The sequence below is a fragment of the Aeromonas sp. DNP9 genome (assembly GCF_001728955.1).
Lineage (GTDB): Bacteria > Pseudomonadota > Gammaproteobacteria > Enterobacterales > Aeromonadaceae > Aeromonas > Aeromonas veronii.
Genome location: NZ_LYSQ01000014.1, coordinates 45,870 through 70,993, shown reverse-complemented (window position 1 = coordinate 70,993; position 25,124 = coordinate 45,870). Strand labels below are relative to the sequence as shown.

The 25,124-nt window shown below is 57.2% G+C and carries 29 protein-coding genes; 11 read left to right on the top strand and 18 right to left on the bottom strand.

Annotated features, from left to right (window positions below):
* Positions 1 to 4 precede the first annotated feature (4 nt).
* From flgH to A9G06_RS11185, 9 genes are all read right to left on the bottom strand, one after another.
* Complete coding sequence (gene flgH, locus A9G06_RS11225; protein WP_005334152.1) at positions 5 to 676, bottom strand: flagellar basal body L-ring protein FlgH; 672 nt, start codon at positions 674 to 676, stop codon at positions 5 to 7.
* A 14-nt stretch (positions 677 to 690) separates the two neighbouring features.
* Positions 691 to 1,479, bottom strand: coding sequence for a flagellar basal-body rod protein FlgG (gene flgG / locus A9G06_RS11220; protein ID WP_005334158.1), 789 nt, complete (start codon positions 1,477 to 1,479; stop codon positions 691 to 693).
* 15 nt (positions 1,480 to 1,494) lie between these two features.
* Positions 1,495 to 2,241: a flagellar basal-body rod protein FlgF gene (flgF, locus tag A9G06_RS11215; protein ID WP_005334159.1), complete on the bottom strand. Its 747-nt coding sequence runs from the start codon at positions 2,239 to 2,241 to the stop codon at positions 1,495 to 1,497.
* Between the two features lie 144 nt (positions 2,242 to 2,385).
* On the bottom strand, positions 2,386 to 3,759 hold the full coding sequence (flgE, locus tag A9G06_RS11210) for a flagellar hook protein FlgE (RefSeq protein ID WP_042080196.1): 1,374 nt from the start codon (positions 3,757 to 3,759) through the stop codon (positions 2,386 to 2,388).
* Between the two features lie 10 nt (positions 3,760 to 3,769).
* On the bottom strand, positions 3,770 to 4,510 hold the full coding sequence (locus A9G06_RS11205) for a flagellar hook assembly protein FlgD (RefSeq protein WP_069555275.1): 741 nt from the start codon (positions 4,508 to 4,510) through the stop codon (positions 3,770 to 3,772).
* A gap of 15 nt (positions 4,511 to 4,525) precedes the next feature.
* Entirely contained in the window at positions 4,526 to 4,945 is a 420-nt protein-coding gene (flgC, locus tag A9G06_RS11200) for a flagellar basal body rod protein FlgC (RefSeq protein ID WP_005350658.1), read from the bottom strand.
* Positions 4,945 to 5,343 carry a flagellar basal body rod protein FlgB gene (flgB, locus tag A9G06_RS11195; RefSeq protein ID WP_005334169.1) on the bottom strand — a complete coding sequence of 133 codons (399 nt, stop codon included), beginning with the start codon at positions 5,341 to 5,343 and terminating at the stop codon, positions 4,945 to 4,947. Before flgB ends, flgC begins: the two co-directional genes overlap by 1 nt.
* A 295-nt stretch (positions 5,344 to 5,638) precedes the next feature.
* Positions 5,639 to 6,463, bottom strand: a complete 825-nt coding sequence (locus A9G06_RS11190; RefSeq protein WP_005350656.1) for a protein-glutamate O-methyltransferase CheR — start codon at positions 6,461 to 6,463, stop codon at positions 5,639 to 5,641.
* A gap of 17 nt (positions 6,464 to 6,480) precedes the next feature.
* Positions 6,481 to 7,392, bottom strand: a complete 912-nt coding sequence (locus A9G06_RS11185; protein WP_005334174.1) for a chemotaxis protein CheV — start codon at positions 7,390 to 7,392, stop codon at positions 6,481 to 6,483.
* A 144-nt stretch (positions 7,393 to 7,536) separates the two neighbouring features.
* Here A9G06_RS11185 and flgA point away from each other — a divergent pair, with 144 nt between their 5' ends.
* The 3 genes from flgA to A9G06_RS11170 all read left to right on the top strand — a co-directional run bounded on the left by flgA (position 7,537) and on the right by A9G06_RS11170 (position 9,045).
* Entirely contained in the window at positions 7,537 to 8,220 is a 684-nt protein-coding gene (gene flgA / locus A9G06_RS11180; RefSeq protein ID WP_083243774.1) for a flagellar basal body P-ring formation chaperone FlgA, read from the top strand.
* Positions 8,221 to 8,311: 91 nt separating this feature from the next.
* On the top strand, positions 8,312 to 8,632 hold the full coding sequence (gene flgM, locus A9G06_RS11175; RefSeq protein ID WP_005334177.1) for a flagellar biosynthesis anti-sigma factor FlgM: 321 nt from the start codon (positions 8,312 to 8,314) through the stop codon (positions 8,630 to 8,632).
* On the top strand, positions 8,629 to 9,045 hold the full coding sequence (locus A9G06_RS11170; protein ID WP_069555274.1) for a flagella synthesis protein FlgN: 417 nt from the start codon (positions 8,629 to 8,631) through the stop codon (positions 9,043 to 9,045). The genes flgM and A9G06_RS11170 overlap by 4 nt, the downstream gene beginning before the upstream one ends.
* Before the next feature lie 35 nt (positions 9,046 to 9,080).
* Here the strand turns inward: A9G06_RS11170 and yfcE are convergent, their stop codons facing one another.
* Both yfcE and A9G06_RS11160 read right to left on the bottom strand, forming a co-directional pair.
* Positions 9,081 to 9,623, bottom strand: coding sequence for a phosphodiesterase (gene yfcE, locus A9G06_RS11165; protein ID WP_069555273.1), 543 nt, complete (start codon positions 9,621 to 9,623; stop codon positions 9,081 to 9,083).
* A gap of 10 nt (positions 9,624 to 9,633) precedes the next feature.
* Entirely contained in the window at positions 9,634 to 11,271 is a 1,638-nt protein-coding gene (locus A9G06_RS11160; RefSeq protein ID WP_069555272.1) for a peptide ABC transporter substrate-binding protein, read from the bottom strand.
* Between the two features lie 156 nt (positions 11,272 to 11,427).
* Between A9G06_RS11160 and A9G06_RS11155 the strand changes: the two genes are divergently transcribed.
* Positions 11,428 to 12,327 (top strand): DMT family transporter, encoded by a 900-nt coding sequence (locus tag A9G06_RS11155; RefSeq protein ID WP_069555271.1) that lies wholly within the window; start codon positions 11,428 to 11,430, stop codon positions 12,325 to 12,327.
* Positions 12,328 to 12,346: 19 nt separating this feature from the next.
* Here A9G06_RS11155 and rsuA read toward each other — a convergent pair whose 3' ends face one another.
* On the bottom strand, positions 12,347 to 13,039 hold the full coding sequence (gene rsuA, locus A9G06_RS11150) for a 16S rRNA pseudouridine(516) synthase RsuA (protein ID WP_069555270.1): 693 nt from the start codon (positions 13,037 to 13,039) through the stop codon (positions 12,347 to 12,349).
* 168 nt (positions 13,040 to 13,207) lie between these two features.
* On the opposite strand from rsuA, the gene A9G06_RS11145 reads away from it, so the two are divergent.
* Positions 13,208 to 14,407 carry an HD-GYP domain-containing protein gene (locus tag A9G06_RS11145; protein ID WP_005350638.1) on the top strand — a complete coding sequence of 400 codons (1,200 nt, stop codon included), beginning with the start codon at positions 13,208 to 13,210 and terminating at the stop codon, positions 14,405 to 14,407.
* A gap of 18 nt (positions 14,408 to 14,425) precedes the next feature.
* Here A9G06_RS11145 and A9G06_RS11140 read toward each other — a convergent pair whose 3' ends face one another.
* Both A9G06_RS11140 and fsa read right to left on the bottom strand, forming a co-directional pair.
* A complete protein-coding gene (locus A9G06_RS11140; RefSeq protein WP_069555269.1) occupies positions 14,426 to 14,605 on the bottom strand; it encodes a hypothetical protein in 180 nt (59 codons plus the stop codon).
* Positions 14,606 to 14,737: 132 nt separating this feature from the next.
* Positions 14,738 to 15,391, bottom strand: coding sequence for a fructose-6-phosphate aldolase (gene fsa / locus A9G06_RS11135; protein WP_069555268.1), 654 nt, complete (start codon positions 15,389 to 15,391; stop codon positions 14,738 to 14,740).
* A 128-nt stretch (positions 15,392 to 15,519) separates the two neighbouring features.
* Between fsa and A9G06_RS11130 the strand changes: the two genes are divergently transcribed.
* The 5 genes from A9G06_RS11130 to A9G06_RS11105 all read left to right on the top strand — a co-directional run bounded on the left by A9G06_RS11130 (position 15,520) and on the right by A9G06_RS11105 (position 22,732).
* A complete protein-coding gene (locus tag A9G06_RS11130; RefSeq protein WP_069555267.1) occupies positions 15,520 to 16,416 on the top strand; it encodes a glycyl-radical enzyme activating protein in 897 nt (298 codons plus the stop codon).
* A 4-nt stretch (positions 16,417 to 16,420) separates the two neighbouring features.
* Complete coding sequence (locus tag A9G06_RS11125) at positions 16,421 to 18,853, top strand: formate C-acetyltransferase/glycerol dehydratase family glycyl radical enzyme (RefSeq protein ID WP_069555266.1); 2,433 nt, start codon at positions 16,421 to 16,423, stop codon at positions 18,851 to 18,853.
* 94 nt (positions 18,854 to 18,947) lie between these two features.
* Positions 18,948 to 19,694, top strand: a complete 747-nt coding sequence (locus tag A9G06_RS11120) for a DNA-binding transcriptional regulator YciT (RefSeq protein ID WP_047437619.1) — start codon at positions 18,948 to 18,950, stop codon at positions 19,692 to 19,694.
* 164 nt (positions 19,695 to 19,858) lie between these two features.
* Positions 19,859 to 20,752, top strand: coding sequence for an EamA family transporter (locus A9G06_RS11110; protein WP_069555264.1), 894 nt, complete (start codon positions 19,859 to 19,861; stop codon positions 20,750 to 20,752).
* A gap of 129 nt (positions 20,753 to 20,881) precedes the next feature.
* Positions 20,882 to 22,732, top strand: coding sequence for an extracellular solute-binding protein (locus A9G06_RS11105; RefSeq protein ID WP_069555263.1), 1,851 nt, complete (start codon positions 20,882 to 20,884; stop codon positions 22,730 to 22,732).
* 94 nt (positions 22,733 to 22,826) lie between these two features.
* On the opposite strand, the gene A9G06_RS11100 is transcribed toward A9G06_RS11105, so the two are convergent.
* Positions 22,827 to 23,219 (bottom strand): DUF2750 domain-containing protein, encoded by a 393-nt coding sequence (locus tag A9G06_RS11100; RefSeq protein ID WP_005334204.1) that lies wholly within the window; start codon positions 23,217 to 23,219, stop codon positions 22,827 to 22,829.
* Between the two features lie 159 nt (positions 23,220 to 23,378).
* Positions 23,379 to 23,927, bottom strand: coding sequence for a hypothetical protein (locus tag A9G06_RS11095; protein ID WP_069555262.1), 549 nt, complete (start codon positions 23,925 to 23,927; stop codon positions 23,379 to 23,381).
* A gap of 245 nt (positions 23,928 to 24,172) precedes the next feature.
* Here A9G06_RS11095 and A9G06_RS11090 point away from each other — a divergent pair, with 245 nt between their 5' ends.
* On the top strand, positions 24,173 to 24,421 hold the full coding sequence (locus A9G06_RS11090; RefSeq protein ID WP_005334209.1) for a TIGR02647 family protein: 249 nt from the start codon (positions 24,173 to 24,175) through the stop codon (positions 24,419 to 24,421).
* On the opposite strand, the gene A9G06_RS11085 is transcribed toward A9G06_RS11090, so the two are convergent.
* Entirely contained in the window at positions 24,408 to 24,713 is a 306-nt protein-coding gene (locus tag A9G06_RS11085) for a hypothetical protein (RefSeq protein ID WP_069555261.1), read from the bottom strand. The two genes, A9G06_RS11090 and A9G06_RS11085, sit on opposite strands and share 14 nt — an antisense overlap.
* Positions 24,714 to 24,803: 90 nt before the next feature.
* Positions 24,804 to 25,013, bottom strand: coding sequence for a cold-shock protein (locus tag A9G06_RS11080; RefSeq protein WP_005302803.1), 210 nt, complete (start codon positions 25,011 to 25,013; stop codon positions 24,804 to 24,806).
* Positions 25,014 to 25,124 lie beyond the last annotated feature (111 nt).

The window sequence follows — 25,124 nt, the reverse complement described above, 5'->3', positions numbered from 1 at the left end:
TCTCCTAGAGCGGCCACCAGGGACCATTGAAAAAGCTGGTAAGCCACCCTTGCTCCTGGCTATTGGCAAGATCGCCGGTACCACCGTAGTAAATGCGGGCATTGGCCACTTTCTGGGACGAAACGCTGTTATCAGACGTCACATCCTCCGGGCGAATAAGGCCGGTGATCCGGATATATTCGTTGCCATTGTTGAGCATGATCCACTTCTCGCCGCGCACAACCAGATTGCCGTTGGGCAGCACCTTGGCCACGCTGACCGAAATATTGCCCTGCAGGCTGTTGCTCTGGTCCGCTTTGGCCTGTCCCTTGAACGCGCTGTTCTGACCAATGGAAGCCGAAAGATCATAGGGACTGGCGGTGACTGGCACGCCACCCAGCTTGACCGGATCCAGATTGAATTTATTGTCCTTGCCACTCTGGGTATTGGCCTTTTTCGAGGCGGAGGTCGACTCCGACAACTCGATGGTAATGATGTCGCCTACCTTGTGCGCCTTGATATCCGAATAGATGCCATTGACCTGATCCGGCTGGAAAATCGCCCCTGTCGGCCGCACCGACACCGGCTCCGACTCCCCGTAGACGGGGGAAAACTCGGGATCATCAGGCTTGGGCGTATTGGGAGTGCTGCTACACCCTCCCAGCACCAACAATCCCAGCATCCATACGGCTTTCATCATGCACCTCCTAATTAGGTACGCTGGATCAGGAAGGACATCATGCCGTCCACGGCGGAGAGCACCTTGGAGTTCATCTCGTAGACCCGCTGAGCCTGAATGAGGTTCACCAGCTCTTCGGTCACGTTGACGTTGGAAGTCTCCAGCATCCCCTGCTTGATCACCCCCAAGCCATCGGCACCGGCAGTCCCCTGGGCGGCAGCACCACTGGATTGGGTCTCGACAAACATGTTCTCCCCCATCGGCTGCAAGCCGCTGGCGTTGACGAAGTCGGAGATGTTGATCTGACCGACGACCTGAGAAGCGCCATCGCCCTTGAGCTGCACCGAGACCTGACCATCTTCACCCACCGTAACGCTCTGGGCGTTTTCCGGGATCTGGATTTCCGGTTGCAGCGGGTAGCCATTACCCGGGGTCACTATGGTCCCTTCATCGTTGAGGGTGAACTGACCGTTGCGGGTATAGGCCGCACTACCATCCGGCAGCTGAATTTCAAAGTAACCACGACCACTGATCATCAGGTCCAGCGAGTTGTCGGTGGTTTGCACGTTGCCCTGGCTGTGGTTTTTCTGGGTCGCCACCACCTTGGCACCCGCCCCCAGCATCAGGCCGGAGGGGAGCTCGGTATCGGCAGAGGAGCGGCCACCGGGCTGGTTGATGTTTTGATACAGCAGATCTTCAAAGATGGCCCGTGACTTTTTGAAGCCCACGGTGCTGGCGTTCGCCAGGTTGTTCGAGGTGACCGAAATATTGGTCTGCTGTGCATCCAACCCGGTCTTGCTGATCCAGAGTGCAGGATTCATAGTGTAACTCCTTGATTAGCTGATTCGCAGCAGTTGGGTTTGAGCTTCATCATTCTCTTCGGCCGTCTTCATGATTTTGACCTGGGTTTCGAACTGACGTTGCAGCCGGATCAGGTTGGTCATCTCATCCACCACATTGACGTTGCTCCCCTCAAGGGAGCCGGCAATCAGGCCAACGTTGGCAGAGGCGGGTTCATTCTGACCATCCTTGCGGCGAAACAGACCATCTTGCCCCTTCTCCACCGCATCGGCGGCCGGGTTGACCAGCTTGATCCGCTGAAAATCTTCCGGCAAGTTGGCGGCAGCCCCCTCAGGACGACCGCTGATGGTGCCATCCCGATTGATCTCGAGTTTCTCCATCGGCATCGGCAACACGATTGGCTGACCGCCGTCATCCACCACATTCAGGCCGGTCGAGGTCTGCAAGTTGCCGGTCGCATTGACCTGCAAATTCCCCATGCGGGTATAGGCCTCGCCCCCCTTGGGATCCTGCACGGCAATCCAGCCAGGACCATCTACCGCCACGTCCAGATCCCGTCCGGTGGTCATCAGCATGCCATGCTGCAGGTTCTGACCCGGGCGCTCAGCCATGGCAAACACCCGGCTTGGCAAGCCCTCTCCGAACGCCTGCATGCTTCTGGCCTGCTCAAAATCGGACTTGAAGCCGGTGGTATTGGCATTAGCGAGGTTGTTGCCCCGAACAGCCAGGCTGTTCATGGTCTCTTTGGCCCCGGACATGGCGATATAAAGCAGGTGATCCATGGAATTCTCCGTCAAACAGATGACTCTGACAGGAGAAATGCAATTAGAGTGCCAACAGCAGAGATATGGGGGGATAAGGAGGATGGGAATGCGACAGAAACAGAGAGGGGGCCAAGCCCCCTCTCATTATCATGTATTGCGCGATTAACGGATCTGCAGGATGGTTTGCTGTAGCGAACTATTGACCTCCAGAGAACGGGAGTTGGCCTGGAAGTTACGCTGAGCAGTGATCAGATCCACTAGCTCCGAGGTCAAATCCACGTTGGACTGCTCCAGCGCCGATGATTTGATGGTCCCGAAAGTGCCCGAGTTCGGCGTCCCCGGCAAGGCATCGCCAGAGAGCAAGGACTGTCGCCAGGAGGTATCGCCAACCTGAGTCAATCCTTGCGAGTTGGCAAACTTTGCCATGGCAACCATAGCGACCTTGAGTGTGGTGGCATTGCTATAAGTAGCAGAGACAATCCCGTCTGGCGTGATCTCCACCTTGGTCAAACGGCCGACAGTAGAGCCATCTTGGGTCAACTTGTTGACTTCAAACGGAGAAGAATACTGAGTCACAGTGCCAAGTTGAATCTCAACTTCCTGAGTGGGATCGGCACCGTTGGTGATAATGCCAGCACCTGCCGGGGGCGCGACCCCCAATTGTTCTGTCTTGATGGTTGCCGGTGTTGTTGGCGTCACCATCTTGCCATCAGCACCAAAGGTGATGCGTGCGGCAAGCGGTGGAACAGGAGTCACGCCAGCCGCCATCGTTGTTGGAACCCCCCCAGCAACATCAATGGGTTTATCCCCCTCATACATGTACATACGCCAAGCGGTAGGGTTGGCAGGCTTTGTCACATCAGCTGGGTCAGCTTCCTTGACAAAATATTGTGTGATCACATGAGGAGAACCCAATGAATCATAAATAGTGACAGATGTAGATGAGGCATAGCTTTTAGGATTATTGATCGGATCAAAAATGGAGGCGTCTGCAGCAGTGTTACCTGCAGCCAACGGGGTTGAATCAGACTTCAGATTGAAGCTGGCTTCAATCTTGGTTGTTTGTTTCGGCTCCCCAGCCCGATCAGGGATCTGGATAGGCTTGGTTGCGTTTATGCTCACCGCTTTTGGCGTTCCATCAACGTTCACCTCATAGCCTTGCAGATAATGGCCCTGATTGTTGACCATATAACTGTTTTCATTGAGCTTGAAGGCACCGGCACGAGTATAGGTGCGATCCAAGTTGGTCAGGCCATCGGAGGTCACAAAGAATCCATTCCCCTGAATCGCCAGGTCCAGCGCGTTATTGGTAAATTGCAGCGCCCCCTGATGGAACTGCTGGGCAACCGCGCCAGTCGCCACACCATTACCGACCTGGGTCTTGGCGTTGACAAAGATGGAGTTGGCGTAAACATCCGCAAACTCGGCTCGGGACTCTTTAAAGCCCATGGTATTAACGTTGGCAATGTTGTTGGCGGTGACGTTCAAGTCTTTTTGTGCCGCGTTGACACCGCTCAAGGCATTGTTAAATGACATATCCAGCTCCTTAGATCGATGCTGTCGACGTGGTTGTTGACTGAGTTGTTGGTTTGTTCTGATTAGATCCTGAAATTTGCAGGATACTGTTAAGCGTTGTAGTGCCTAGACCTCTCAGATTAAGTTGAGTCGGGCTGGTTCCGTTCCCCAGGACTACACTATCAACCTTGCCATAGGTCAGGGCCGAGATGCTCTCCGACTTTCCATCCATGGTGCCGTTAGCTTTAATCACGTATTTTCCAGGCTTGGCCGGATTGCCACTCTTGTCTTTACCATCCCAAGCAAATTCAACATTGCCGCGCAAATCACCTTCCAGAGGAAACTCCTTGATCACCTGGCCCTTTTCATCTTCCACCGTGATTTTCACATTCGAATACTTGTTCTCGACACCGACAGCTACAACCCCGGAGATGGACCCCTCTTTCTCCAAATAACCGATATTGCTAGGGAGCAGCACATTTTGTCCGACCAGTGCGGAGGCTTGCAGCGCCTGACTAGATGTCATCAGAGTATTAAGATTGCCCATCTGGGTGGACAAGCTGTTGATCCCCTCCGAGGTCGACATGGATGTCATCTGGGAGAGCATCTGGGCGTTATCAACAGGCTTGAAAGGATCCTGATACGACAGCTGCATGGTCAGCAGCTTCAGAAAAGAAGCTTGATCCAGCTCTTTCTTCGGCGTTGTAGTGGTGCCTGTTGTCTGGGTCGTGGTACGGCTGATGCCGTTCACATTATTGGTTGTATCGACCATGCTGCATCCCTCCTATCAGGACTTGCCAAGCTGGAGCGTCTGCTGCAGCATCTTCTTGGCCGAATCTGCAACCTGTACGTTGGTCTGGTAGCTGCGCGAGGCGTTGATCATGTCGGCCATCTCTTCAACCATGTTGACGTTTGGTTTGAAGATAAAACCGTCTTTGTCCGCCATCGGGTGGTTGGGGTTGTACTCCTTGAGCAGTGGCGCCTTGCTCTCGACAATCCCCTTCACCTCCACCCCGACCGAGCCCTGCTTGTCAGACATCGCCTGATCGAGCTGGGCGGCAAAGACTGGCCGCCTAGCGTGGTAAGTATTTTCCACACTGGAGCTGACGCTGTCCGCGTTGGCCATGTTGCTGGCAACCGTGTTGAGGCGCACTGACTGTGCACTCATAGCCGAGCCTGCTATGTCAAAGACCTTGAACAAACTCATCACTGCTCTCCTTTCAGGGCCTTGAGCAGGCCACTGATCTTGCTATTCATAAATTCAAGGGAGGTTTGATACTCGAGGCTATTGCGCAGAAATTCGCTGCGCTCCTGCTGCACATCGACCGTATTGCCGTCACCGGTATCCGGTTGCAGCGGGTTGCGATATTGCACGGTACCCGGAGCGTCCATATTCAAGGCAAAGTGCTTTTCGCTGGTCGTTGCCAAACCAAAACCCTGATGCGACTGGGCCTCCTGCAATGCCTGAGCAAAATTGATATCCCTAGCTTTGAAGCCCGGGGTATCTGCGTTGGCAATATTGCTGGAAAGCACCTCAGCACGCTTGGCGCGAACGCTTATGGTGTGTTGATGCACACCGAATGCCTTGTCAAATGAAAGAGCCATAGCACACCTCCTGCTTGGTTTATTTTGTCTGCAAGAGGTGTGCCATAAGCAAATCTCTCAGATCGATGGTTTGGGTATGAGCACATTTCAGACCGAAAACGGCAGGAGCATCTCGCGCATTGAGTCAGACGGCATCATTTGGTCACCTTAAGGCTTCAACCACTTTTGCAGTGGCGAGATATGGTAGGTAAATAGAAAGACTGAGCTGCAGATAAAGAAAGAGGGAAGCTCGTAGCTTCCCTCTTTGCATGAACTGGCAATATTCGGCAGACCCCGAATATCAAGGCCATCAAGCCTATTTGACCTTGTAGACAATCCCCGGATTGCAGCGGATCATCTCGAACCGGTCGGTCAACCCGGCCAGTGACTCCGACGCTCCCAACATCAGATATCCACCGGGATTGAGACTGGCTGCAAACTGGTTGAGGATCTTCGACTTCACTTCCGGCGCAAAATAGATGAGCACGTTACGGCAAAAGATAATGTCAAACTTGCCGAGCAGACTATAACTCTCCAGCAAGTTGAGTGGCCGGAAGGTGGTCAATTTTCTGACTCGCTCGGCAACCCGCATCTTGTTGTCACCGTAAGGCTCAAAAAACATCTTCTTGCGCTCCGGTGACAAACCGCGTGCCAGAGCAAGGCTATCGTAAACGCCTTCCTTACACTGATTGAGCATGGTCGTCGAAATATCCGTCCCGACAATCTGCACGCCACCAGGCAAGGTACCCGGCTTTTTCATCTGCTGTTCCAGTGCCGTCATGGCAATGGAATAGGGTTCCTGACCTGACGAGGATGCAGCCGACCAGATCTTGATGGGGCGGCCACTTTTCCCCAACTCGGGGAAAATCTTGTCGGTAAGAAGCTGAAACGGATAGGTATCACGAAACCAGAGGGTCTCGTTGGTCGTCATGGCATCCACCACGGCCATTTTCAGGTCACGCTCTCGCACACTCATTGCACGGGTAACCAGATCAGACAGACTCTCGATGCCAAACTGAGCCATCAAAGGTGAAAGACGGCTCTTCACCAGATACTGTTTGTTATCCCCCAGCACAATTCCGCTCTGTACCGCCAGAAAGTTGCTGAACTGTTTGTATAAGTCGTCCGAAAGTGTCTTCATGCAGCTGTTCTTCTTTATTAGAGTGCGTTTTGTACGGCCTTGGCCAATTCATCAGGCTGGAACTTGGCGATAAAATTGTTCGCACCAACTTTCTGCACCATTGCCTGGTTGAATACTCCACTGAGCGAGGTATGCAGAATAACATGCAAATCCTTGAGATTGGGATTATTCCGGATCTCGGCAGTGAAGGTATAGCCATCCATTTCCGGCATTTCGATATCCGAAATAACCAGCGCAACCTGATCCTTGATAGGACCATTTTTGGTCATTTCCAGCAGCATGTTCAATGCTTCGCGGCCATCTTTTGCCAACACGCACTCGACACCGATAGCCTCAAGCGCACGTTGTACCTGTTTGCGTGCCACTGAGGAGTCATCCGCAACAAGAACAGGACGCCCCAGAGTCGGGTGGTCGACGCTGGCCTGAACCAACTCCTCACTCACATCCGTTGCAACCGGCGAAATTTCGTTCAATATCCGCTCAACATCAAGGATTTCGACCAACTCGCCATCGACTTCGGTCACTGCTGTCATGTAGTTGATGCGACCCGCACCTTTGGGCGGAGGCAGGATAGATTCCCAGTTCATATTGATGATGCGCTCGACCGAATGCACCAAAAAACCCTGAATAGAGCGGTTGTACTCGGAGATGATAATGAAGCATTTGCTCAGATCATCAATCGGGCGTTTGCCAACCGCCATGCTGAGGTCGATGACCGAGATAGTCTGGCCACGAATATGGGCAACCCCGCGGATGCAGGAGTTCAGTTTGGGCATCACGGTCAAGGGGGGACACTGCAATACTTCACGCACTTTGAATACGTTGATGCCAAATCTTTGACGTCCATTGAGACGAAACAACAACAACTCCAGCCGGTTTTGCCCCACTAGCTGGGTACGTTGGTTGACCGAGTCCAGGATACTGGCCATAAACACTCCCTAAAAACGCTTGGCATTAATCATGCATGCGTGATGGATTGCGTCAGACTATCGATGTGACAACGAACAGATTCTGAAGCAATCATAGTTAAATATGGTGATATGCGTGAACAACTTATCGACCAACGAGCGAAAATGATTAACCGACTTTTACTCATCAGCCTCTTTTTTGGCAGCATATCTTCCAGCTACGCCTCGGACGTCACTACTTATCTGCAAGAAAAGGCACAAGAGTTCGTTTACAGCCAGCTGGATATTCCGTTGGATGCCAGAGCCGAGGTCACCTCTGCCACGCTGGATGAACGACTCCCACTGACCCGCTGCGAAGATCTGCTCACTATCAGCTTACCAGCAAAAATGGAAATTCGCCGTAATACAACAGTTTACCTTAAATGTGAGGAAGATAGGCCCTGGGACGTCTATCTCCCGGTGCGGGTCAGTATTCAAAAGCCCTATGTCACTGTGACCAACCCCATCGCCAAGGGGGACCTGCTGAGTGAAAGCCAGCTGGTGCTGGCTTATCAAGATCAGACCCTGATCCGTGGCGACTACCTGGCTGACACGGCCCCTCTTGTCGGAGTACGCAGCAAGCGGGAGCTAAAACCGGGGCAACCCATCCGTTTGAGCCAGGTTTGTGTAGTGTGCAAAGGGGATCAGGTCACCCTGACGGCAGAAAACAGCAACTTCCAGATCAAAACTATGGCCCGAGCCTTGCAAGATGGCAGCTTCGGAGAGATCATCAAACTCGTCAATATTCGCTCCGGCAAAACCGTTGAGGGTAAAGTCAGTGCGGTAGGTGCCGTATCGGTCACTTTTTAAATCCGGATCCTTGACAACTTTTTTCTAAAGTTTTGATCTGCCACACCGATAAACAGGTAAGCAAACCTTAAAGCAGACGAAGGTAACTAAAATGGCCATCAACAATATCAACAACTTGGCGAATAATCGGTTGCAAAATACCGCTAATAGCCAGGGGACAGGCAGCAAGTCAGTCACCTCATCGCCCGAAAACAAAGCGGCTACTGTCAAGCTGGACTCCGTCTCCTTGACCAGTGAGGCGCAACAATTGCAAAAGATGCAACAAAACCTCAATACCGCCTCGACCGGCAATGAGAGCAAGGTCGAACGGCTGAAAAAAGCCGTCGCGAGTGGCGAATATCAGGTTAACAGCGACGCTGTGGCCAAGAAGATGTTCAGTTTCGAGGCCAATCTGGACAAAGTTCTGGGATGATGGACTTACCTTCGTTACTGCACACCCAAGATGATTACCTCAGCCAGATGCAAGGCATTCTGGAAGAGGAGTTCAGCTTGCTCGAACAGCATCAGGCACTGGCCCTGCCCGCACTGACCGAGCGCAAACAGCAGTTGCTTGCTGCGATAGAAACGCTGGACAAGACCCTCGCAGAGATGCCGGAACTGGCACTGCAGCTGGCAGCCTATCCCGACGAGATGGCGCAGCTTCGTTCAAAACTGGATGCTTGCCAGGCACAAAATGATATCAACGGTCGCTTGCTTGAATTGAGCATCGTCTCAAACCGTCGTCTGGCAACCTTTCTGAGTCAGCTGCGCGATCGCAACAGCCTGACCTATGACGCCAAGGGCAACACTCGCTCTGGCACCCGCTCCTACGGTATCAAGGCCTGACATCTCTTATCAGGCCTTGCATTTTGCTGTCCGTTTTAAAGCTCCAGTCGCAACAGCTCTCGCCCGTCCTCACACGCATTGACGCGCAGTACCCCGTCCTCATAGCACCCGTAACTGGCAGGCAGCTCGCCGCGCGGGAAACAGATCGATCCCGGGTTCATCAATACCCGATCCCCCTGCCACTCCAGCACCGGCACATGGGTGTGACCACTCAGGAACAGACTGCCCGCCGGGAGCTGAACCTCGTCCGGACGGTAAAGATGACCATGGCTGACAAACCAGCGCCGCTCATCGACCAGCAGCTGGTTGTAGGGGGCGGTAATGGGAAAGCGCAACAGCATCTGATCCACTTCGGAATCACAATTGCCCCGCACCGCGATGATCTGCGGTGCCAGCTCGTTGAGCCGATCAGCCACGGCGGCCGGGTTATATTCTTCCGGCAGAGGATTGCGCGGGCCATGGTTGAGCAGATCGCCGAGCAGCAGATAGTGATCCGGCTGCCAGGGCTCAAGTTGGGTCAGTACTCGCTCCAGCGCAATGATGCTGCCGTGGATGTCGGAAATGATGGCAAGTTTCATGAAATGCTCCTCACTGCGGGCTGAAATAGAGATCCTTGGTGGCAATCGTCCCTTTCAAATTCTGGCTGGGCAGCCCTCGCAGCGCGGGATCGACCAGTCTCATCTGATTGTAATGATACACGGGGAGGATCGGCGCCTCCTCAAGCAGCAACTGTTCGGCATGCCGGTAGAGTTCAACCCGGCTCGCGCTGTCCAGCGTATTGGCTGCCTGCTCCAGCAGCAGATCAAAGTCGGGATTGCAGTAGCCGCTCTCGTTGCGCAGATCCTGACAACGGAAGCTGCCCAGCATGGCTGACGGCTCCACGTAATCGCCAAACAGGAAGCTTCTGGCCACCTGGAAATCACCGCTATCCTTGGCCACCTGATAGGCGCCCCACTCCAGACTGTTGAGGGTGACCTGCACCCCCAGCTTCTGCCACATGGCAGCAATGGCCATCGCCATCTGCTTGTGGGTTTCTGCGCTGTTGTAGGTAATGCTCAGCTTGAGTGGATTGGCACTGTTATACCCGGCCGCTGACAGCAACGCTGCCGCTTTGGCCTGGCGGGTTGGCATATCTTCAAGCGCCACAGGCAATATCACCCGGGGGTAACCCGGCATCTCCGGCAACAGCGACCATGCCGCCTGTTCATCCTGCCCGCTCACCGATTCAATGAGCAACTGTCGATCAACCGCTATGGAGAGCGCCTGACGCACCCGCACATCCTGCAGTTCGGGGCGCTTCAGATTGAACGCATAGAGATAGGTGCCAAACAGCGGCAAGCCCCAGAGCCGCTCCGGAGATTCGCGCTTCATCTTCTGGTAATAGCCGAGGGAGACCTTGTTGGTGAGCTGGATTTCACCAGCCTCATAACGCAGCCTTTCGGCATGTTGCGAGGTGATCGGCAGGTAGGTGACCCGTCCGATACGGGTGTGAAGGTCATCCCAGTAGTGGATATTGCGCTCGGCTTCTATCCGCTCATTAGGCGTCCAGCTTGCCAACCGATAAGCACCATTGCTCACCAGCTTGCCGGGCTCGGTCCACTGCTTGCCAAATTTAGCTATCGCCTTCTGATTGACCGGCACAAAGGGGCGCTGACTGATGAGCTGCAGGAAATAGGGAGCCGGCCGCTCTAGGGTGATTTTCAAAATCTGATCGCTTTGCGCTTCAATGCCCAGATTGCCGAGCTCCAGCGCGCCGGCATAGATGGATTGCGCATTGTTGATCCCCGTCGCCAGCAGCAATCCGGCAGAAGGGGAGTTGATGGCCGGATCGAGCAGACGGCGCCAGGCATAGACAAAATCAGCGGCCACCAGCGGCTCACCATTGGACCACTTCAGTTGGGGGCGTAGGAAGAATCGCCACTCCAGCCCATCTTCACTCACCTCCCAGCGCTGTGCCTGAGCGGGGACTATATGCCCCTGACCATCTTCGCTGACCAGCCCTTCAAACAGATCGACCAGCACGGCCTCCCCCGGAAAACCGGAGCGCATCAGCGCCGGATCCAGTGACTCCGGCTCGGCACCGTTGCCCTTGACCAGGGTTTGCCGATCGGCAAGCAGAGGCTGCTGCTCAACTGTGGTGGCATGGGCCAGGGGCCCAGCCAGCACGGCAAGCAATAGCGGGGAGAGCCAGCGTTGCGCCAGCTTGGGGAAGAAACCATACCTCATGACAAAACCTCGAATAAAACCACTGCAGGAGGGGAAGGCCGACGGCGCGCCTGATGAATGCCTGATGCCGCTCTTGTTATCCCCGAAAACGCCCCGTATTGTATCGGGCTTGCCCGGGAGATGGAGTCTTTCGGGTTAATTTTTTCAGGAGTTTTTATGGGTTATGAGTGGCTGGCCCTCGCGTCGGCCAGTTTATGGGCAATTGCAGCGCTAATTTCGGTCAAACCGGCCCGTCATCTCGGCGCATTTGCCTACAGCCGCTGGCGCATGTTTCTGGTCAGCCTGATGCTCGGCACCATGAGTCTGCTCACCGGTGGCTGGCAAACCCTCACCGCAAGCGCCCTGCCCCTGCTCGCCATCTCGGGGCTGGTCGGCATCTTCGTGGGCGATACCGCGCTGTTTGCCTGCATGAATCGGCTGGGGCCAAGACGCAGTGCCCTGCTCTTCTCCTGCCATGCGCTGTTTTCCGCCCAGCTTGGGCTCTGGCTCTTTAATGAACAGCTGACGGGCTGGCGACTGCTGGGGGGCGTGCTGGTCTTTGCTGGCGTGATGCTGGCAATCCTGTTTGGCAGACGCAGTAGCAGCAACGAGTGGGAGCAGATCCGTGGCAATCTGGCGCTGGGAATTGGCCTTGGCCTGACGGCGGCACTTTGTCAAAGCGTGGGAGCCATCATCGCCAAGCCGGTGATGATGAGTGGTGAGGTGGATGCGGTGAGTGCATCGGGTATCCGGATGGTCAGTGCCCTGCTGGCCCACTGCGTCCTGCGGCTGGGGCGCTTGCCGCTGGCCATGCCGCTCAAACCGGTCAATCGTCATATCCTCACCATGATTGCCACCAACGGTTTTCTGGCGATGGGGCTGGGGATGACACTGATCCTGATGGCGTTGCGGCAGGGCGAGGTGGGCATGGTGGCCATTCTCTCCTCCACCACGCCGGTACTGCTGCTGCCGCTGTTGTGGTGGCACTCGGGGGAGCGGCCATCCATTGCCGCCTGGGCGGGGGCACTGATTGCCACCCTGGGTACCGCGCTAGTACTGGGTTTCAGCACTCACTGACACCCGGCACCATCCCAGATCAGAACAGGGCAATCTCCTCAACGGTCAGCTCGCGGTATTCACCAGGAGCCAACTCTTCATCCAGCGTCAGACCGCCCACCCGCTCGCGATGCAAGCCAACGACCTTGTTGCCGATGGAGGCAAACATCCGCTTGACCTGATGGTACTTGCCTTCGTGGATGGTCAGACGGGCCTCGCACTCACCGAGAATTTCCAGCTGGGCAGGACGGGTTTTATCGGTCTCGTTACGCAGGTAGACCCCTTCGGCGAACAGCGCGATTGCATCCGGGCTCACCGGATCGGCCAGCCAGACGTGATAGGTCTTGGCACACTCGTGGCGCGGCGAGGTGATACGGTGGGACCATTGACCGTCATCTGTCACCAGCACCAGACCCGTGGTATCGAGGTCGAGGCGCCCCACTACATGCAGCTTGCCCATCGCCGGTTCATCCATCAGGAAGAAGACGGTCGGGTGATCCGGATCCTCGTTGGAGCAGACGTAACCTTCCGGCTTGTGCAGCATGAAATAGCGGTTGCGCTGCTCCAGCGTCAGCAGCACGCCGTCAAACTCGATCTGGCTCTGCTCATTGATATGAAAGGCGGGCTGCTTGACCACAATGCCATCCACCATGACCTCACCCTGACGGATCAGTTTGCCTGCCAGCGAGCGGGTCAAATCGGAACAATCGCACAGAAATTTATCAAGCCGCATTCACAACCTCGGAGTCCAACAAGTAAAGGGGCGTCATTATATCGGGCGGGGGCGACAACGCCACTGTTAAGGGGTTGCCAATTATGACGAACTGGTCATCCGATGTTACACTTCTCCGGTGTGACCCATCCGAACGATACTCATAATAATAAGAGTCAGGAAGCCCTCATGAAGTCTCAAGCATCCTATCCCGTCATTCCCGTCAACCAGCTGAAACCCGGCATGTATGTCATTGCTATCGCCAGCCAGACAGGTGGGATGGAGATCGCCCAGATGGGCTTGGTGACCAGCGTGGCGCAAATTGCCAATCTGGTGCGTCAGGGGGTGCTCACGGTACGCATCGACCTGGCCCGCAGCAAGCTGGGCAGTGCCGAGAGTGACGCCGTTACCTCCCCCGATCTCAATGCCAACAGCGCCCAGGTAGGGCGCCGGGCCAGTGCCAACGGAGAAGGACGGGAGCTTAAAATCCGCCGCCTCTATCAGGAAGCGCGCGAGCTGCAAGGCAAGTTCATTCGTCACCTCAAAGCGGGTGAACCCATCGACATCACCCCGCTGGCCGAAGTCGCCGAAGAGATGGTGGACACCATGTTCACCCACGGTGATGCCATGCTCTGTCTGGCCCGTATTCGCGCCAAGGATGCCTACCTGATGGAGCACTCCATGAACGTGGCCATTCTGCTGGCCAACTTCGGCCGCTATCTGGGACTGGAGCGCAGCGTGCTCAAGGAGCTGACCCTGGGTGGCCTGCTGCACGATGTGGGCAAGATCATGACTCCGGATGAGGTGCTCCACAAACCGGGCAAGCTGACCGATGAGGAGTTCGCCATCATGCGTCAGCATGTGGTGCACAGTTACGAGATCCTCAGCAATACCCCTGGCATTACCCCCACCATGCTGGAGGTGGCCGCCAACCACCACGAGCGGCTCGATGGCTCCGGCTATCCGCAGCGACTCAAGGGGGAGCAGCTCTCCCTCTATACCCGGATGAGCGGCATCGTCGATGTCTATGATGCCATCACCGCAGATCGGGTCTACAAAGCAGGTATGCAGCCGACCCAGGCCTTCCGCATTCTGCTCAAGGGGATCAATCAGCACTTTGATGCCGAACTGGTTACCAAGTTCATCAAGTGCATGGGGGTCTATCCGGTGGGCACTCTGGTACAGCTCTCAAACCAGCGCTTGGCTATCGTGATGCAGCGCAACGAGCAGCAGCCGCTCAAGCCGGTGGTCAAGGTGATCTATCACGCCACCCAGCGTCACTACCTCGACGTACAGTGGCTGGATCTGGCCAAGTCAGGGGTGCAGGAGAGCATCGAAAACACGGTCGACCCCAAAGAGTTTGGCATCAACCTCGCCAACTTCTTCTAAATCTCTCACCTCGGATCTTCATGATTGGCGCTGGCTGTCGAGCCAGTGCCGGATCAGAAACTCCTCATCCAGCGGCGAGAGATCAAAACGCAGGCTGGCCTCTTCAATGGCGGCGAGATCGTGCTGGTGATGCTCGCTGAGCCAAAGCACCGCACGACGCAAATCTTCACCATGGGGGAGTAGCAGATGGTCGCTCATGGGATACCTCCGGTAGACTGCAGGGCGGCCCGCGAACGTGGCCACCTCTTTCCAGTCTAGTCGGTCAATCCCCATCACCCGCGCGTCTTCACCCTCCCCCTCTCAATTACGGCAATCAGCTTGTCACCGGGATCAGCGACCGAAGGCGCGCTGCCAATCCTGATCAAACTTCGCTAGCGCAGCATCCACCGCTGGCACGTTCAGCAACTGCTCCGCCACATCGAGCGGCAAGGTGATCGATTGGCAACCAGCCAGCAGGCAGTCGAGCGCCTGGCGCGGGGTACGGAATGACGCCGCCAGCACCTTGCTGTTCGGTGCGTGCAGCGCAAGCAGCTGTTGCAGCTCCTGCACGGTGGCAATGCCATCTCCACCTTGGGCATCCAGCCGGTTAACGTAGGGCGCGACATATTCCGCCCCCGCCACCGCCGCCAGCCAACCCTGCAGCGGGGTATAGACAGCGGTGCCCAACGTCGGCACACCGTTGGCGGTCAGGCTCTTGATGGCAGCCAGCCCCTCTGCGCACACCGGGATCTTAATCACCAGATCCGGGTCCAGTTCACGCAGGGCGAATGCCTCGCGCACCATCTCGGTTTCGGTTTTGGCCATCACCTGGGCAAACAGGCGCGCCTTGGGGCCCAACACGTCGCGCAGGGCGGGCAGCAGCTCACAGAGCGGCAATCCCCCGGCGGCGGTAATGGAAGGATTGGTGGTGACACCGGCCAACGGCAGGATCCGTGACCAGCGACGCACTGCCACCACATCGGCGGTATCGAGATACAGCTCCATCTCTAACTCCTTAACGGGATGTTCAATATGTCGCCATTCTAGCGATAAAACATCTTCGAAATACTTGATCGAAATCAAATCAACTTTCGAATGAAAGCAAATAGAATGCAAATACAAAAGGAGGCGGTATGATTTTCGACCTGCAACGATATTCAACTCACGATGGCCCCGGCATTCGCACCCTGGTGTTTCTCAAGGGGTGCTCGCTGGCCTGTCGCTGGTGTCAAAACCCGGAAAGCCGCTCTCCCAAGCCGGACATACTACTCGACCGGCGCCAGTGCATCGAGGGATGCCAGCTCTGCAGCCAGGCTTGTCCGGCAATCTTGCGTGACAGCGAGGGCATCCAGCTCAGCCGCTCAGCCCTCAAGGCCGACGATATGGAACGGCTGCGTGGCCTCTGCCCCAGCGAAGCGCTGCAGGTGTGCGGCCGCGATGAAACGCTGGACACCCTGATGGACACCCTCTTGCGGGATCGTCCCTTCTTCGAGCGCAGCGGCGGTGGCGTCACCCTCTCCGGCGGCGAGCCCTTCATGCAGCCCGACTTTGCCGCGTCCCTGCTCGCCCGCTGCAAGGCCGAAGGGCTGCACACCGCAGTCGAGAGCTGCCTGCATGTGCCATGGCACCAGATTGAGCCAAGCCTCCCCTCACTGGATCTGGTGCTGGCAGATCTCAAACACGTCGATAAAGAACGCTTCTTCCACTGGACCCGCGGCAAGGTGGAGCTGCCCATCGCGAACCTCAAACGCTTGGCCGAATACGGCGTGCCGATGCAGATCCGGGTGCCGCTCATTCCCGGCTTCAATGCCGACCGCGCATCGATCAGCGCCATCACCGACACCGCCGCCAGTCTCGGCACCGTGCAGGAGATCCACTTCCTCCCCTACCACACCTTAGGCGTGGGCAAATATGCCCTGCTGGATCTGCCCTATCAGGCGCCGGAGACACCGCTCGACGACACCGATTTACTCCACTTTGCCCACGCATACGCCCAACGCCAGGGGCTGACCCCTGTGACCAGAGGATAAGATCATGACCCAGCTCGACCTCAATACCCTCAGCCCGCGGATCCGCGCCCACAAAGAGAGCCTGATCCACATCGTTCAGCCACCGGTCTGCACCGAGCGTGCCCGCCACTACACCGAGGCCTATCAGGCTCACCTCGCCCGGCCGCTGCCGGTGCGCCGCGCCCTGGCGCTGGCCCATCACCTCAAGGAGCGCACCATCTGGATCAAGCACGACGAGCTGATCGTCGGCAATCAGGCCAGTCAGGTACGGGCGGCGCCACTGTTTCCTGAGTACACGGTGAGCTGGATTGAGAAGGAGATCGACGAGCTGGCAGACCGTCCCGGCGCCGGCTTTGCGGTGAGCGAGGCAGACAAGCTGGCCATCCACGCCCTCACCCCCTTCTGGCGTGGCCAGACGGTGCAGGATCGCTGCTTCGGCCTCTTTACCGATGAGCAGAAAGCACTGCTGGAGAGCGGCATCATCAAGGCCGAGGGCAACATGACCTCGGGGGATGCCCACCTCGCGGTCAACTATGAGGAGCTGCTCACGCTGGGTCTCGATGGCTTCAAGGCCAAGGTGGCCGAGCGCCGCAGTCGGCTGGATCTGGCGGATTGGGCCGATCTGCAGCGCGAGCAGTTCCTGCACGCCGTCGCCATCACTCTGGATGCGGTCAGCGCTCACATCTCGCGCTACACCGCACTTGCCCATGATATGGCTGCACAAGAATCTCGCCCCGAGCGCCGAAACGAGCTTGAGACCATAGCGCTCAACTGCGCCCATATCGCCCACCAGCCCCCCGTGACCTTCTGGCAGGCGCTGCAGCTCTGCTACTTTATCCAGCTCATCCTGCAGATCGAATCCAACGGTCACTCGGTGTCGTTTGGCCGGATGGATCAGTACCTCTACCCCTGGTATCGCCGCGAGGTGGAATTGTCGGAATCCCTGCCTCGAACGCGCGCCATCGAACTGCTGCAAGGCTGCTGGCTCAAGTTGCTGGAGGTGAACAAGATCCGCTCCGGCACCCACTCCAAAGCCTCCGCCGGCAGCCCGCTCTATCAGAACGTCACCATCGGCGGCCAGAACTGGCGGGATGGCAGTGCCCATGACGCGGTCAACGGCCTCTCCTACACGATTCTGGAGTCCTGCGGCCAGCTGCGATCCACCCAGCCCAACCTCTCGGTGCGCTACCACGCCGGGATGAGCGAGGACTTCCTCGACGCCTGCATTCAGGTGATCCGCTGCGGCTTTGGCATGCCCGCCTTCAACAACGACGAGGTGGTGATCCCCGAGTTCATCAAGCTCGGGGTGAGCGTCGAGGATGCCCACCACTACGCCGCCATCGGCTGCATCGAGACCGCCGTGCCCGGCAAGTGGGGCTACCGCTGCACCGGCATGAGCTTTATCAACTTCGCCCGCATCCTGCTGGCCTCCCTTGATGGCGGCCGCGATGCCACCACCGGCAAGGTATTCCTGCCCCAGCCCCAGTCGCTGCGAGACGGGAGCTTTGGCAACTTTGACGAGGTGATGGCCCGCTGGGATGAGCAAGTGCGCTACTTCACCCGCAAATCCATCGAGATCGACTGCGTGGTCGACAGCGTGCTGGAGGCTCAAGCCCATGACATCCTCTGCAGCACCCTGGTGGATGACTGCATCGAGCGCGGCAAAACCATCAAGGAGGGGGGCGCCGTCTATGACTGGGTCTCCGGTCTGCAGGTGGGGATCGCCAACCTCGGTAACAGCCTGGCAGCCCTGAAGAAACTGGTGTTCGAGCAGGGGATTGTGGATCAGCAAGAGCTGGCCGAAGCACTCGAACAAGATTATGCCGGGCTGGCAGGGGAGCAGCTGCGTCAGCGCTTCACCAACGCCGCCCCCAAATATGGCAACGATCTGGACGAGGTTGACCTGCTGCTGGTGCAGGCTTACCAGAGTTACATCGACGAGCTCAAGGGGTTGCACAACACCCGCTTCGGCCGCGGCCCCATCGGCGGCACCTACTATGCCGGCACCTCCTCCATCTCCGCCAACGTGCCCTTCGGTGCCGCCACCATGGCCACCCCGGATGGGCGCCACGCCCGCACGCCGCTGGCAGAAGGGGCCAGCCCCTCCTCGGGGTCGGATCGTCTCGGCCCGACGGCGGTGCTCAACTCCATCGGCAAGCTGCCCACGGCGGCCATCCTCGGCGGGGTGTTGCTCAACCAGAAGTTGAGTCCGGAGAGCCTTGAGAACGAGCGGGACAAGGCCAAGCTGATGAGCCTGCTGCGCACCTTCTTCGAGGTGCACAAGGGGTGGCACGTGCAGTACAACATTGTCTCGCGGGAGACCTTGCTGGCGGCCAAAGCCAATCCGGATCAGTACCGGGATCTGGTGGTACGGGTGGCGGGCTATTCGGCCTTCTTCACCGCCTTATCCCCAGATGCGCAAGATGATATCATCGCCCGCACCGAGCACAGTCTCTGACGGGGCGCCCCCCATGGCGCCTGTGACGTCATATGATTGGCAAGCCACCCTCGGGTGGCTTGCCGCTATCCACCACCTTGCATGTGAGCGCACCATGAATCCACGCCACCAATTGATCCTCACTCTGGTCCATCAGGCTCGCAAGATGAGCGTGAGTGAACTCTCCCGACACACAGGCGTGTCTGAGGTGACGGTGCGCAACGACCTCACCGCGCTGGAGAAACAGGGACTGCTCAGACGGGTACACGGCTCGGCCATGGCGCTGGAGACCGATGACCCGGATGCCCGGATGAACATCAATTACCTGCTCAAGGAGCGCCTCGCCGAGCGGGCCGCCCAGCTGGTGGAAGATGGCGAGACGGTCTTTATCGAGGGGGGCAGCGCCAACGCCCTGCTGGCCCGCCATCTGGCCCTGCACAAGCGGGTCACCATCATCACCATCAGCAGCTATATCGCTCATCTGCTCAAAGACACCCCGGCTCAGGTGGTGCTGCTCGGCGGGCTGTTCCAGCATCAGAGCGAGAGCGTGGTGGGGCCGCTCACTCGCCTCTGCATCGAGCAGGTGCACTTCTCCAAGGCCTTTATCGGGGTCGACGGTTTTCATCCCGAGATGGGTTTTACCGGCCGCGACATGATGCGGGCCGATGTGGTCAACAGCGTGCTGGCCAAGGGGATGACCAATGTGGTGATCACCGACAGCAGCAAATTTGGCGCCATCCACCCGAGCCAGCTTGGCGCGCCGGGCCAGATCAACGTGCTGGTTACCGACGATGCCCTGCCCGCCCCCATGCGGGCAGCCATCGCGGCCAAGGGGATCACCCTGCACTGCGTTGCGGCCTGATCTGCCCAGATCTTGCCATCAGGACCTGCCACCAGAAAAATCCAAACGGGTCTTTCTTCTTGACACTCACCACCTGCACAAGGGTATGCTCCCCCCCTTGCCGATCGCGCCGAGCTGTGTAAACCCACCCACTCGCCGCACTGCTGATGACAAGGATTTCAACCATGCAAACCAAGGACAAGTGTCTGGCCGCTCTGGTCATCCTCTGCTGGGGGCTCAACTTCGTCGCCATCAAGTGGGGACTGGAGGGGATTCCCCCCCTGCTGCTGGGTGCGCTGCGCTTTATCGGCGTGGTCTTCCCCGCCATCTTGCTGGTGCCCAAACCCGCCATGCCCTGGCGCTGGCTGCTGGCCTATGGTGGCGCCATCAGTCTCGGTCAATTCGCATTTTTGTTCAGTGCCATGAAATTCGGCATGCCCGCAGGTATGGCCTCGCTGGTGCTGCAATCCCAGGTGGTGTTCACCCTGCTTTTTGCAATGATCTGGCTCGGGGAACGCTGGCAACCCCACCACTGGGTGGCGTTGCCCTTGGCGGGTTTCGGCCTCTATCTCATTGCCACCCACGGTGAAGGCAACCTGACCTTGCTCGGGTTTATCCTGACGCTGTGCGCCGCAGCCTGTTGGGGCCTTGGCAACGTCATCAATCGCCAGATTGGTCTACGCTACCAGACCACGCTGCCGAGCCTGATCGCCTGGGGCGGTCTGGTACCGATAGTACCGTTTTTCGCTCTATCCTGGCAGTTCGAAGGGCCGGAGCTGATGGCCAGCAGCCTGCTCAACTTCAGCTGGCAGGGATTGCTGTGCGTGCTCTATCTCTCGTATGTCGCGACCTGGCTGGGTTACGGCCTGTGGGGACGACTGCTGATGCGCTATCCAGTGGCGCAGGTGGCGCCGCTCTCCCTGCTGATCCCCTGTGTCGGCATGGTGGCGGCCGCCCTGCTGCTAGATGAACATCCGACCGCCTTGCAGTGGCTGGGCTCAGCTCTGGTGCTGCTCGGCTTTGTGGTCCATCTGCTGGGTAGCCGATTGCGCTGGCTCAAACCACAGAGAGCGACATGATGAGCGCCTGCCCATTTACGCTATTTCATTGACCTGACAGGATAAAATTTCCATGATGAGCCAGTCCCCATCGGGACTGACATCACCAGTGCGTGATCTGCAGGAAGCAGACTTCAGGAGAGCAAGGACATGCCATCGACCATCACCGCCGGGGAGCGCCGACTCTCCCCTATCATTCGCGCCACCGCTATCACCCTGACCCTGTGCTGGAGCCCGTTTGGCTGGAGTGCCACGCTGCCTGCCGACTTGAAGTGGGAGAGCAACAACCAGGATCCTCTCTATGCCGATCCGGCCGCCAAACGCGGCGGCACCTTTCGCACCTTTATGACCAGCTTCCCCCTGACCCTGCGCAAATATGGCCCCGACTCCAACGGCGGCTTTGCCGGTTACGTGCGGGAAACCAACCTGCCACTGCTGAGCACTCATCCCGTTACCGGCAACCCCATACCGATGCTGGCAAACGAGTGGGCTTTCGGCGCCGACAACAAGACCCTCTATTTTCGCATCAATCCCAAGGCGCGCTGGTCAGACGGCCAGCCGGTCACCGCCGATGACTGGCTCTTTACCCTCAAGATGATGCGCAGCAAGGAGATCAACGACCCCTGGTACAACAACTACTACAGCACCCAGATAACCGATATCACCAAGTTTGATGATCACACCCTGGCCATCACCAGCGGCACCGAAAAGAGCCGCCAGGATCTACTCGAATCACTGCCCATCAGCCCGGAGCCGAGCCACGCCATCAAGCTCACCGCCAACTGGGTCAAGGAGTACAACTGGAAGGTGTTGCCGGTCACCGGCCCCTATCAGATCGATCAGGTGAAAAAGGGTAAATCGGTCACCTTCAAACGGGTTGAAAACTGGTGGGGGGATGACGAGCGCTACTTCCAGCATCGCTTCAATCCTGCGCGGATCGAGATCAAGGTGCTCAGGGATCTGAACATCGCCTGGCAGCACTTCCTGCGCGGCGATCTCGACAGCTTCCCGCTGGTGATCCCCAACTGGTGGCACGACAAGACCAACACCGCCGAGTTCGAGCAGGGTTACATCGAGCGGCGCTGGTTCTACAACCAGACCCCGCAACCGCCGATGGGGCTCTATCTCAACACCGCCGATCCGCTGCTGCGCAATCTCGATGTTCGCCTCGGCATCCAGCATGCCCTCAATTTCGACAAAATGCTCGCCACCCTGCTGCGGGGGGATTACCAGCGACTCAACAGTTATGGCTCAGGTCAGGGTGAGTTGACCAACAGCGAGATCAAGGCCCGTCCGTTCGACCCCAAACTGGCACGGGAATACTTTGCCAAAGCCGGTTTCAAAAAAGTGGGACCGCAGGGAATTTTGCAAAACGACAAGGGGCAGTCACTTACCCTCGCTATCACCTACACCACGGCGGAGCACGCCCAGCGGCTCACGCTGTTGCGTGAAGAGGCCAAGAAGGCGGGGCTTAATCTGGAGCTCAACCTGATGGATGCCTCGGCCGGTTTCAAATCGATGCTGGAGAAAAAGCATCAGAGCGCCTGGATGGCCTGGGCGAGCAGCCGCTATCCCGCCTATTGGGAGTTCTTCCACAAGGTCAACGCCAACAAGCCCCAGACCAACAACATCATGAACATCGATGACGAGGCCATCACGGCGCTGGTGGAGCAGTATGACAAGGAATTCGACTTTGCCAAAAAGGCGGCCCTGTCACGGCAGATCCAGCAGCGGCTCTATGAGCTGGCCAGCTTCGTCCCCGCCTATCAGGTGCCCTACACCCGGGAAGGCGCCTGGCGCTGGATCAAACTGCCAAAAGTACCTGCAACGCCCAAGAGCGAGCAGCTCTACTGGCCCCTCGGTGGCGACAACAGCGGTTACAGCTATGGCGGTCTGCTATGGATCGATGAAGAGCTAAAATCCGAGACCAGGGCAGCTATCAAGAGCGGCAAGACCTTCCCGGCCGCGCCCATCATTGATACCACCTATCGCCAGCCCTGATAGCCACAACTCGTTTGGCAAACAGACCTAAAACAAAGACCCCGCCAGAGAGCGGGGTCTTTGTTGGCAACCGGTGTTGCGAATCGAGCGGTGATCAGCCGCGTTTGGCCTGCTTCTCGGCAATGGCGTCAGCCACGTCAGCCGGCTCCAGTACGATGCCTTCCTGATCCGGGGTCGGGAACACGGCAACACACAGCTCATCCTGCTCCATACCGTCAACCCAGCGCTCCAGCCACACCTTGAGGGTGATGGACTGCGGCTTGCAATCGGCCCACTCACCTTCGGCCCACGCCTTGGCGTACTCCGGGTGCGGCCATACCGGGATGCAATCTTCATCGTCGGTGGTCAGCATCATGACGCCATGCTCGTCAGTCAGGACGAACAGCTCTTCATGCTCGACCAGCTTGCTGATGAAGTGATCGTAACGGTAATCGGCGTTCAGTTGCAGCGCGGCATTGCGCTCGGTGTCGCTCAGTTCATAGCTCATTGGCCAAGTCTCTCTCTCGATAAAGGGCGCCATGTTCACATCTTGTCGTCAGCTTGTCCAGCTTGCAGCCCCTTGGCACCGGATGGGGAGGACAATGACGCAAATAAGGATAGAGCAGCCTCCTCGATAACGAGACCGCCAGCTATCATATTGCCCCTTTTACAACGCAGGGGTGATCAGCTCCACATCAGGCTGCTCGCTCAGCTTTTGCCGCAGCCAGTAGGCGGACTCCACCTCGACAAAGCAGAGCAGATCCCGGCCATTGGCCGCCATCGCCATCAGCTGCTCAAAACGCAGCTGTTGTTGCTGCTCCCAGGCGGCAGCGAGTTTCACCCCGTGGGCTTCATCCACCACTTCGCGACGCAGCTCGAACAGGTTATCGGTGATCGGGCTGTTGATCTTGGCGGCGGTGTGCCAGTACATCAGCAGGTTATCCATCATCTCGCTGTCGTAGTTGGCCAGTGCATCCAGCTCGGGTGTATCACCGCTGTCGCTGGCGGCAAAATCACACCAGCCCGCATCGAGTGACGCCAGCTCATGAGCCCCCTTGGCATGCTTGCGTAACAGCGCAATGTCGGCCCCCTTGCGTGCAGGTAACCACACCTCGCCCTGATGGGCATTCAACAGGGACGTCAACGAAGCAGCGGGGTAAACCGGAAAGCGGGTACAAAGTGAATGCAGCAGGGATACCAGAGTGATCTTGACCATGAGCGATACCTTGAACAGGGCGAACAGCCACCAATAGACCGTCCGATATAAAGAAGTGCCCTATCCTACCACGTTTGGTCCGGCTCGGCCCTTGGCGAAGCTGTCAGCCAACCATCTGATTACGCCGAAAAAAACAGCATTTGAAACGCAGCATCCAGCCAAAGATCAATAATTTGAGCCAGCGCCCACTAAAGTGGATCCGGGGATGCTAGTTTGCATACATCTTTAGCGTAAGGAGTAAATCCATGATTGGGATCGACCAGGTTTCTAACGAATTCGTGAACGATTTGAAAATACTGGCATGCTTTGATCCGGCCAACATGAGCCTGGGGATTAAATTACGCAGCGATATGTCTGAAGAGTTGTGCCAAGCGGCAGCCCGTCTGCATCAACAGGGGCTCATCAGCGCAGAAGATGGCGGCTATCTCACCCCGTTTGGCATGACCATGGTTGAACACCTGCAACATCTGTTGGTCGCACTCAAACCGCTTTGACCGGCTGTGGTGCCCAGAGTGAAAAGTTGAGTAGCTCCCAGCGCTCCCCTTGGTGAAGATGACAGGCAAACAGCAAAGGACCTTCGGGTCCTTTTACTTTGCCATCCACCAGCCACTCCCCCTCCCTCTCAGGTACCAGTCGCGCATTTACCTCATCGGGTTGCAGCGCAGCACCTATTCGGACCTGGACAAACTGCTGGCAGATCACCTGCGCTTCCATCGCGGATTGCACCGGTACCGGCGCATCGGACGTCAGCGTCAAGGTGGCAGCAAGCAGGAGCGATAGCAGCATGATTCAGCACATGGGAGTCAGTAGCAGAAGCCAGATAAACAAAAAGCCGTGGCACCAGAGGTACCACGGCTTTCTTAAATTCTGTAAGAATTACAGAGCGGTTACGTTCTCAGCCTGCGGGCCTTTCTGACCTTGGGTCACAGAGAACTGTACGCGCTGACCTTCAGCCAGGGTACGGAAACCGTTACCTTGAATGGCGCTGAAGTGAACGAAAACGTCCGGGCCGTTTTCTTGCTGGATGAAGCCAAAACCTTTGGTTTCGTTGAAAAACTTAACGGTACCGGTGATCATGTTAGACATATCTTTTAAACCTGTATTCAAAATAATTACTTATGCTTTTCAGCGGGTAAAGCTCAAAAAACGGGATTAACTTATGAACAACAGGACAAGATGTGAAACATCGTATTCATT

Coding starts and splice junctions, on each gene's coding strand:
- flgH (WP_005334152.1), bottom strand. CDS start 676: ATGAAAGCCGTATGGATGCTGGGATTGTTGGTGCTGGGAGGGTGTAGC.
- flgG (WP_005334158.1), bottom strand. CDS start 1,479: ATGAATCCTGCACTCTGGATCAGCAAGACCGGGTTGGATGCACAGCAG.
- flgF (WP_005334159.1), bottom strand. CDS start 2,241: ATGGATCACCTGCTTTATATCGCCATGTCCGGGGCCAAAGAGACCATG.
- flgE (WP_042080196.1), bottom strand. CDS start 3,759: ATGTCATTTAACAATGCCTTGAGCGGTGTCAACGCGGCACAAAAAGAC.
- A9G06_RS11205 (WP_069555275.1), bottom strand. CDS start 4,510: ATGGTCGATACAACCAATAATGTGAACGGCATCAGCCGTACCACGACC.
- flgC (WP_005350658.1), bottom strand. CDS start 4,945: ATGAGTTTGTTCAAGGTCTTTGACATAGCAGGCTCGGCTATGAGTGCA.
- flgB (WP_005334169.1), bottom strand. CDS start 5,343: ATGGCTCTTTCATTTGACAAGGCATTCGGTGTGCATCAACACACCATA.
- A9G06_RS11190 (WP_005350656.1), bottom strand. CDS start 6,463: ATGAAGACACTTTCGGACGACTTATACAAACAGTTCAGCAACTTTCTG.
- A9G06_RS11185 (WP_005334174.1), bottom strand. CDS start 7,392: ATGGCCAGTATCCTGGACTCGGTCAACCAACGTACCCAGCTAGTGGGG.
- flgA (WP_083243774.1), top strand. CDS start 7,537: ATGATTAACCGACTTTTACTCATCAGCCTCTTTTTTGGCAGCATATCT.
- flgM (WP_005334177.1), top strand. CDS start 8,312: ATGGCCATCAACAATATCAACAACTTGGCGAATAATCGGTTGCAAAAT.
- A9G06_RS11170 (WP_069555274.1), top strand. CDS start 8,629: ATGATGGACTTACCTTCGTTACTGCACACCCAAGATGATTACCTCAGC.
- yfcE (WP_069555273.1), bottom strand. CDS start 9,623: ATGAAACTTGCCATCATTTCCGACATCCACGGCAGCATCATTGCGCTG.
- A9G06_RS11160 (WP_069555272.1), bottom strand. CDS start 11,271: ATGAGGTATGGTTTCTTCCCCAAGCTGGCGCAACGCTGGCTCTCCCCG.
- A9G06_RS11155 (WP_069555271.1), top strand. CDS start 11,428: ATGGGTTATGAGTGGCTGGCCCTCGCGTCGGCCAGTTTATGGGCAATT.
- rsuA (WP_069555270.1), bottom strand. CDS start 13,039: ATGCGGCTTGATAAATTTCTGTGCGATTGTTCCGATTTGACCCGCTCG.
- A9G06_RS11145 (WP_005350638.1), top strand. CDS start 13,208: ATGAAGTCTCAAGCATCCTATCCCGTCATTCCCGTCAACCAGCTGAAA.
- A9G06_RS11140 (WP_069555269.1), bottom strand. CDS start 14,605: ATGAGCGACCATCTGCTACTCCCCCATGGTGAAGATTTGCGTCGTGCG.
- fsa (WP_069555268.1), bottom strand. CDS start 15,391: ATGGAGCTGTATCTCGATACCGCCGATGTGGTGGCAGTGCGTCGCTGG.
- A9G06_RS11130 (WP_069555267.1), top strand. CDS start 15,520: ATGATTTTCGACCTGCAACGATATTCAACTCACGATGGCCCCGGCATT.
- A9G06_RS11125 (WP_069555266.1), top strand. CDS start 16,421: ATGACCCAGCTCGACCTCAATACCCTCAGCCCGCGGATCCGCGCCCAC.
- A9G06_RS11120 (WP_047437619.1), top strand. CDS start 18,948: ATGAATCCACGCCACCAATTGATCCTCACTCTGGTCCATCAGGCTCGC.
- A9G06_RS11110 (WP_069555264.1), top strand. CDS start 19,859: ATGCAAACCAAGGACAAGTGTCTGGCCGCTCTGGTCATCCTCTGCTGG.
- A9G06_RS11105 (WP_069555263.1), top strand. CDS start 20,882: ATGCCATCGACCATCACCGCCGGGGAGCGCCGACTCTCCCCTATCATT.
- A9G06_RS11100 (WP_005334204.1), bottom strand. CDS start 23,219: ATGAGCTATGAACTGAGCGACACCGAGCGCAATGCCGCGCTGCAACTG.
- A9G06_RS11095 (WP_069555262.1), bottom strand. CDS start 23,927: ATGGTCAAGATCACTCTGGTATCCCTGCTGCATTCACTTTGTACCCGC.
- A9G06_RS11090 (WP_005334209.1), top strand. CDS start 24,173: ATGATTGGGATCGACCAGGTTTCTAACGAATTCGTGAACGATTTGAAA.
- A9G06_RS11085 (WP_069555261.1), bottom strand. CDS start 24,713: ATGCTGCTATCGCTCCTGCTTGCTGCCACCTTGACGCTGACGTCCGAT.
- A9G06_RS11080 (WP_005302803.1), bottom strand. CDS start 25,013: ATGTCTAACATGATCACCGGTACCGTTAAGTTTTTCAACGAAACCAAA.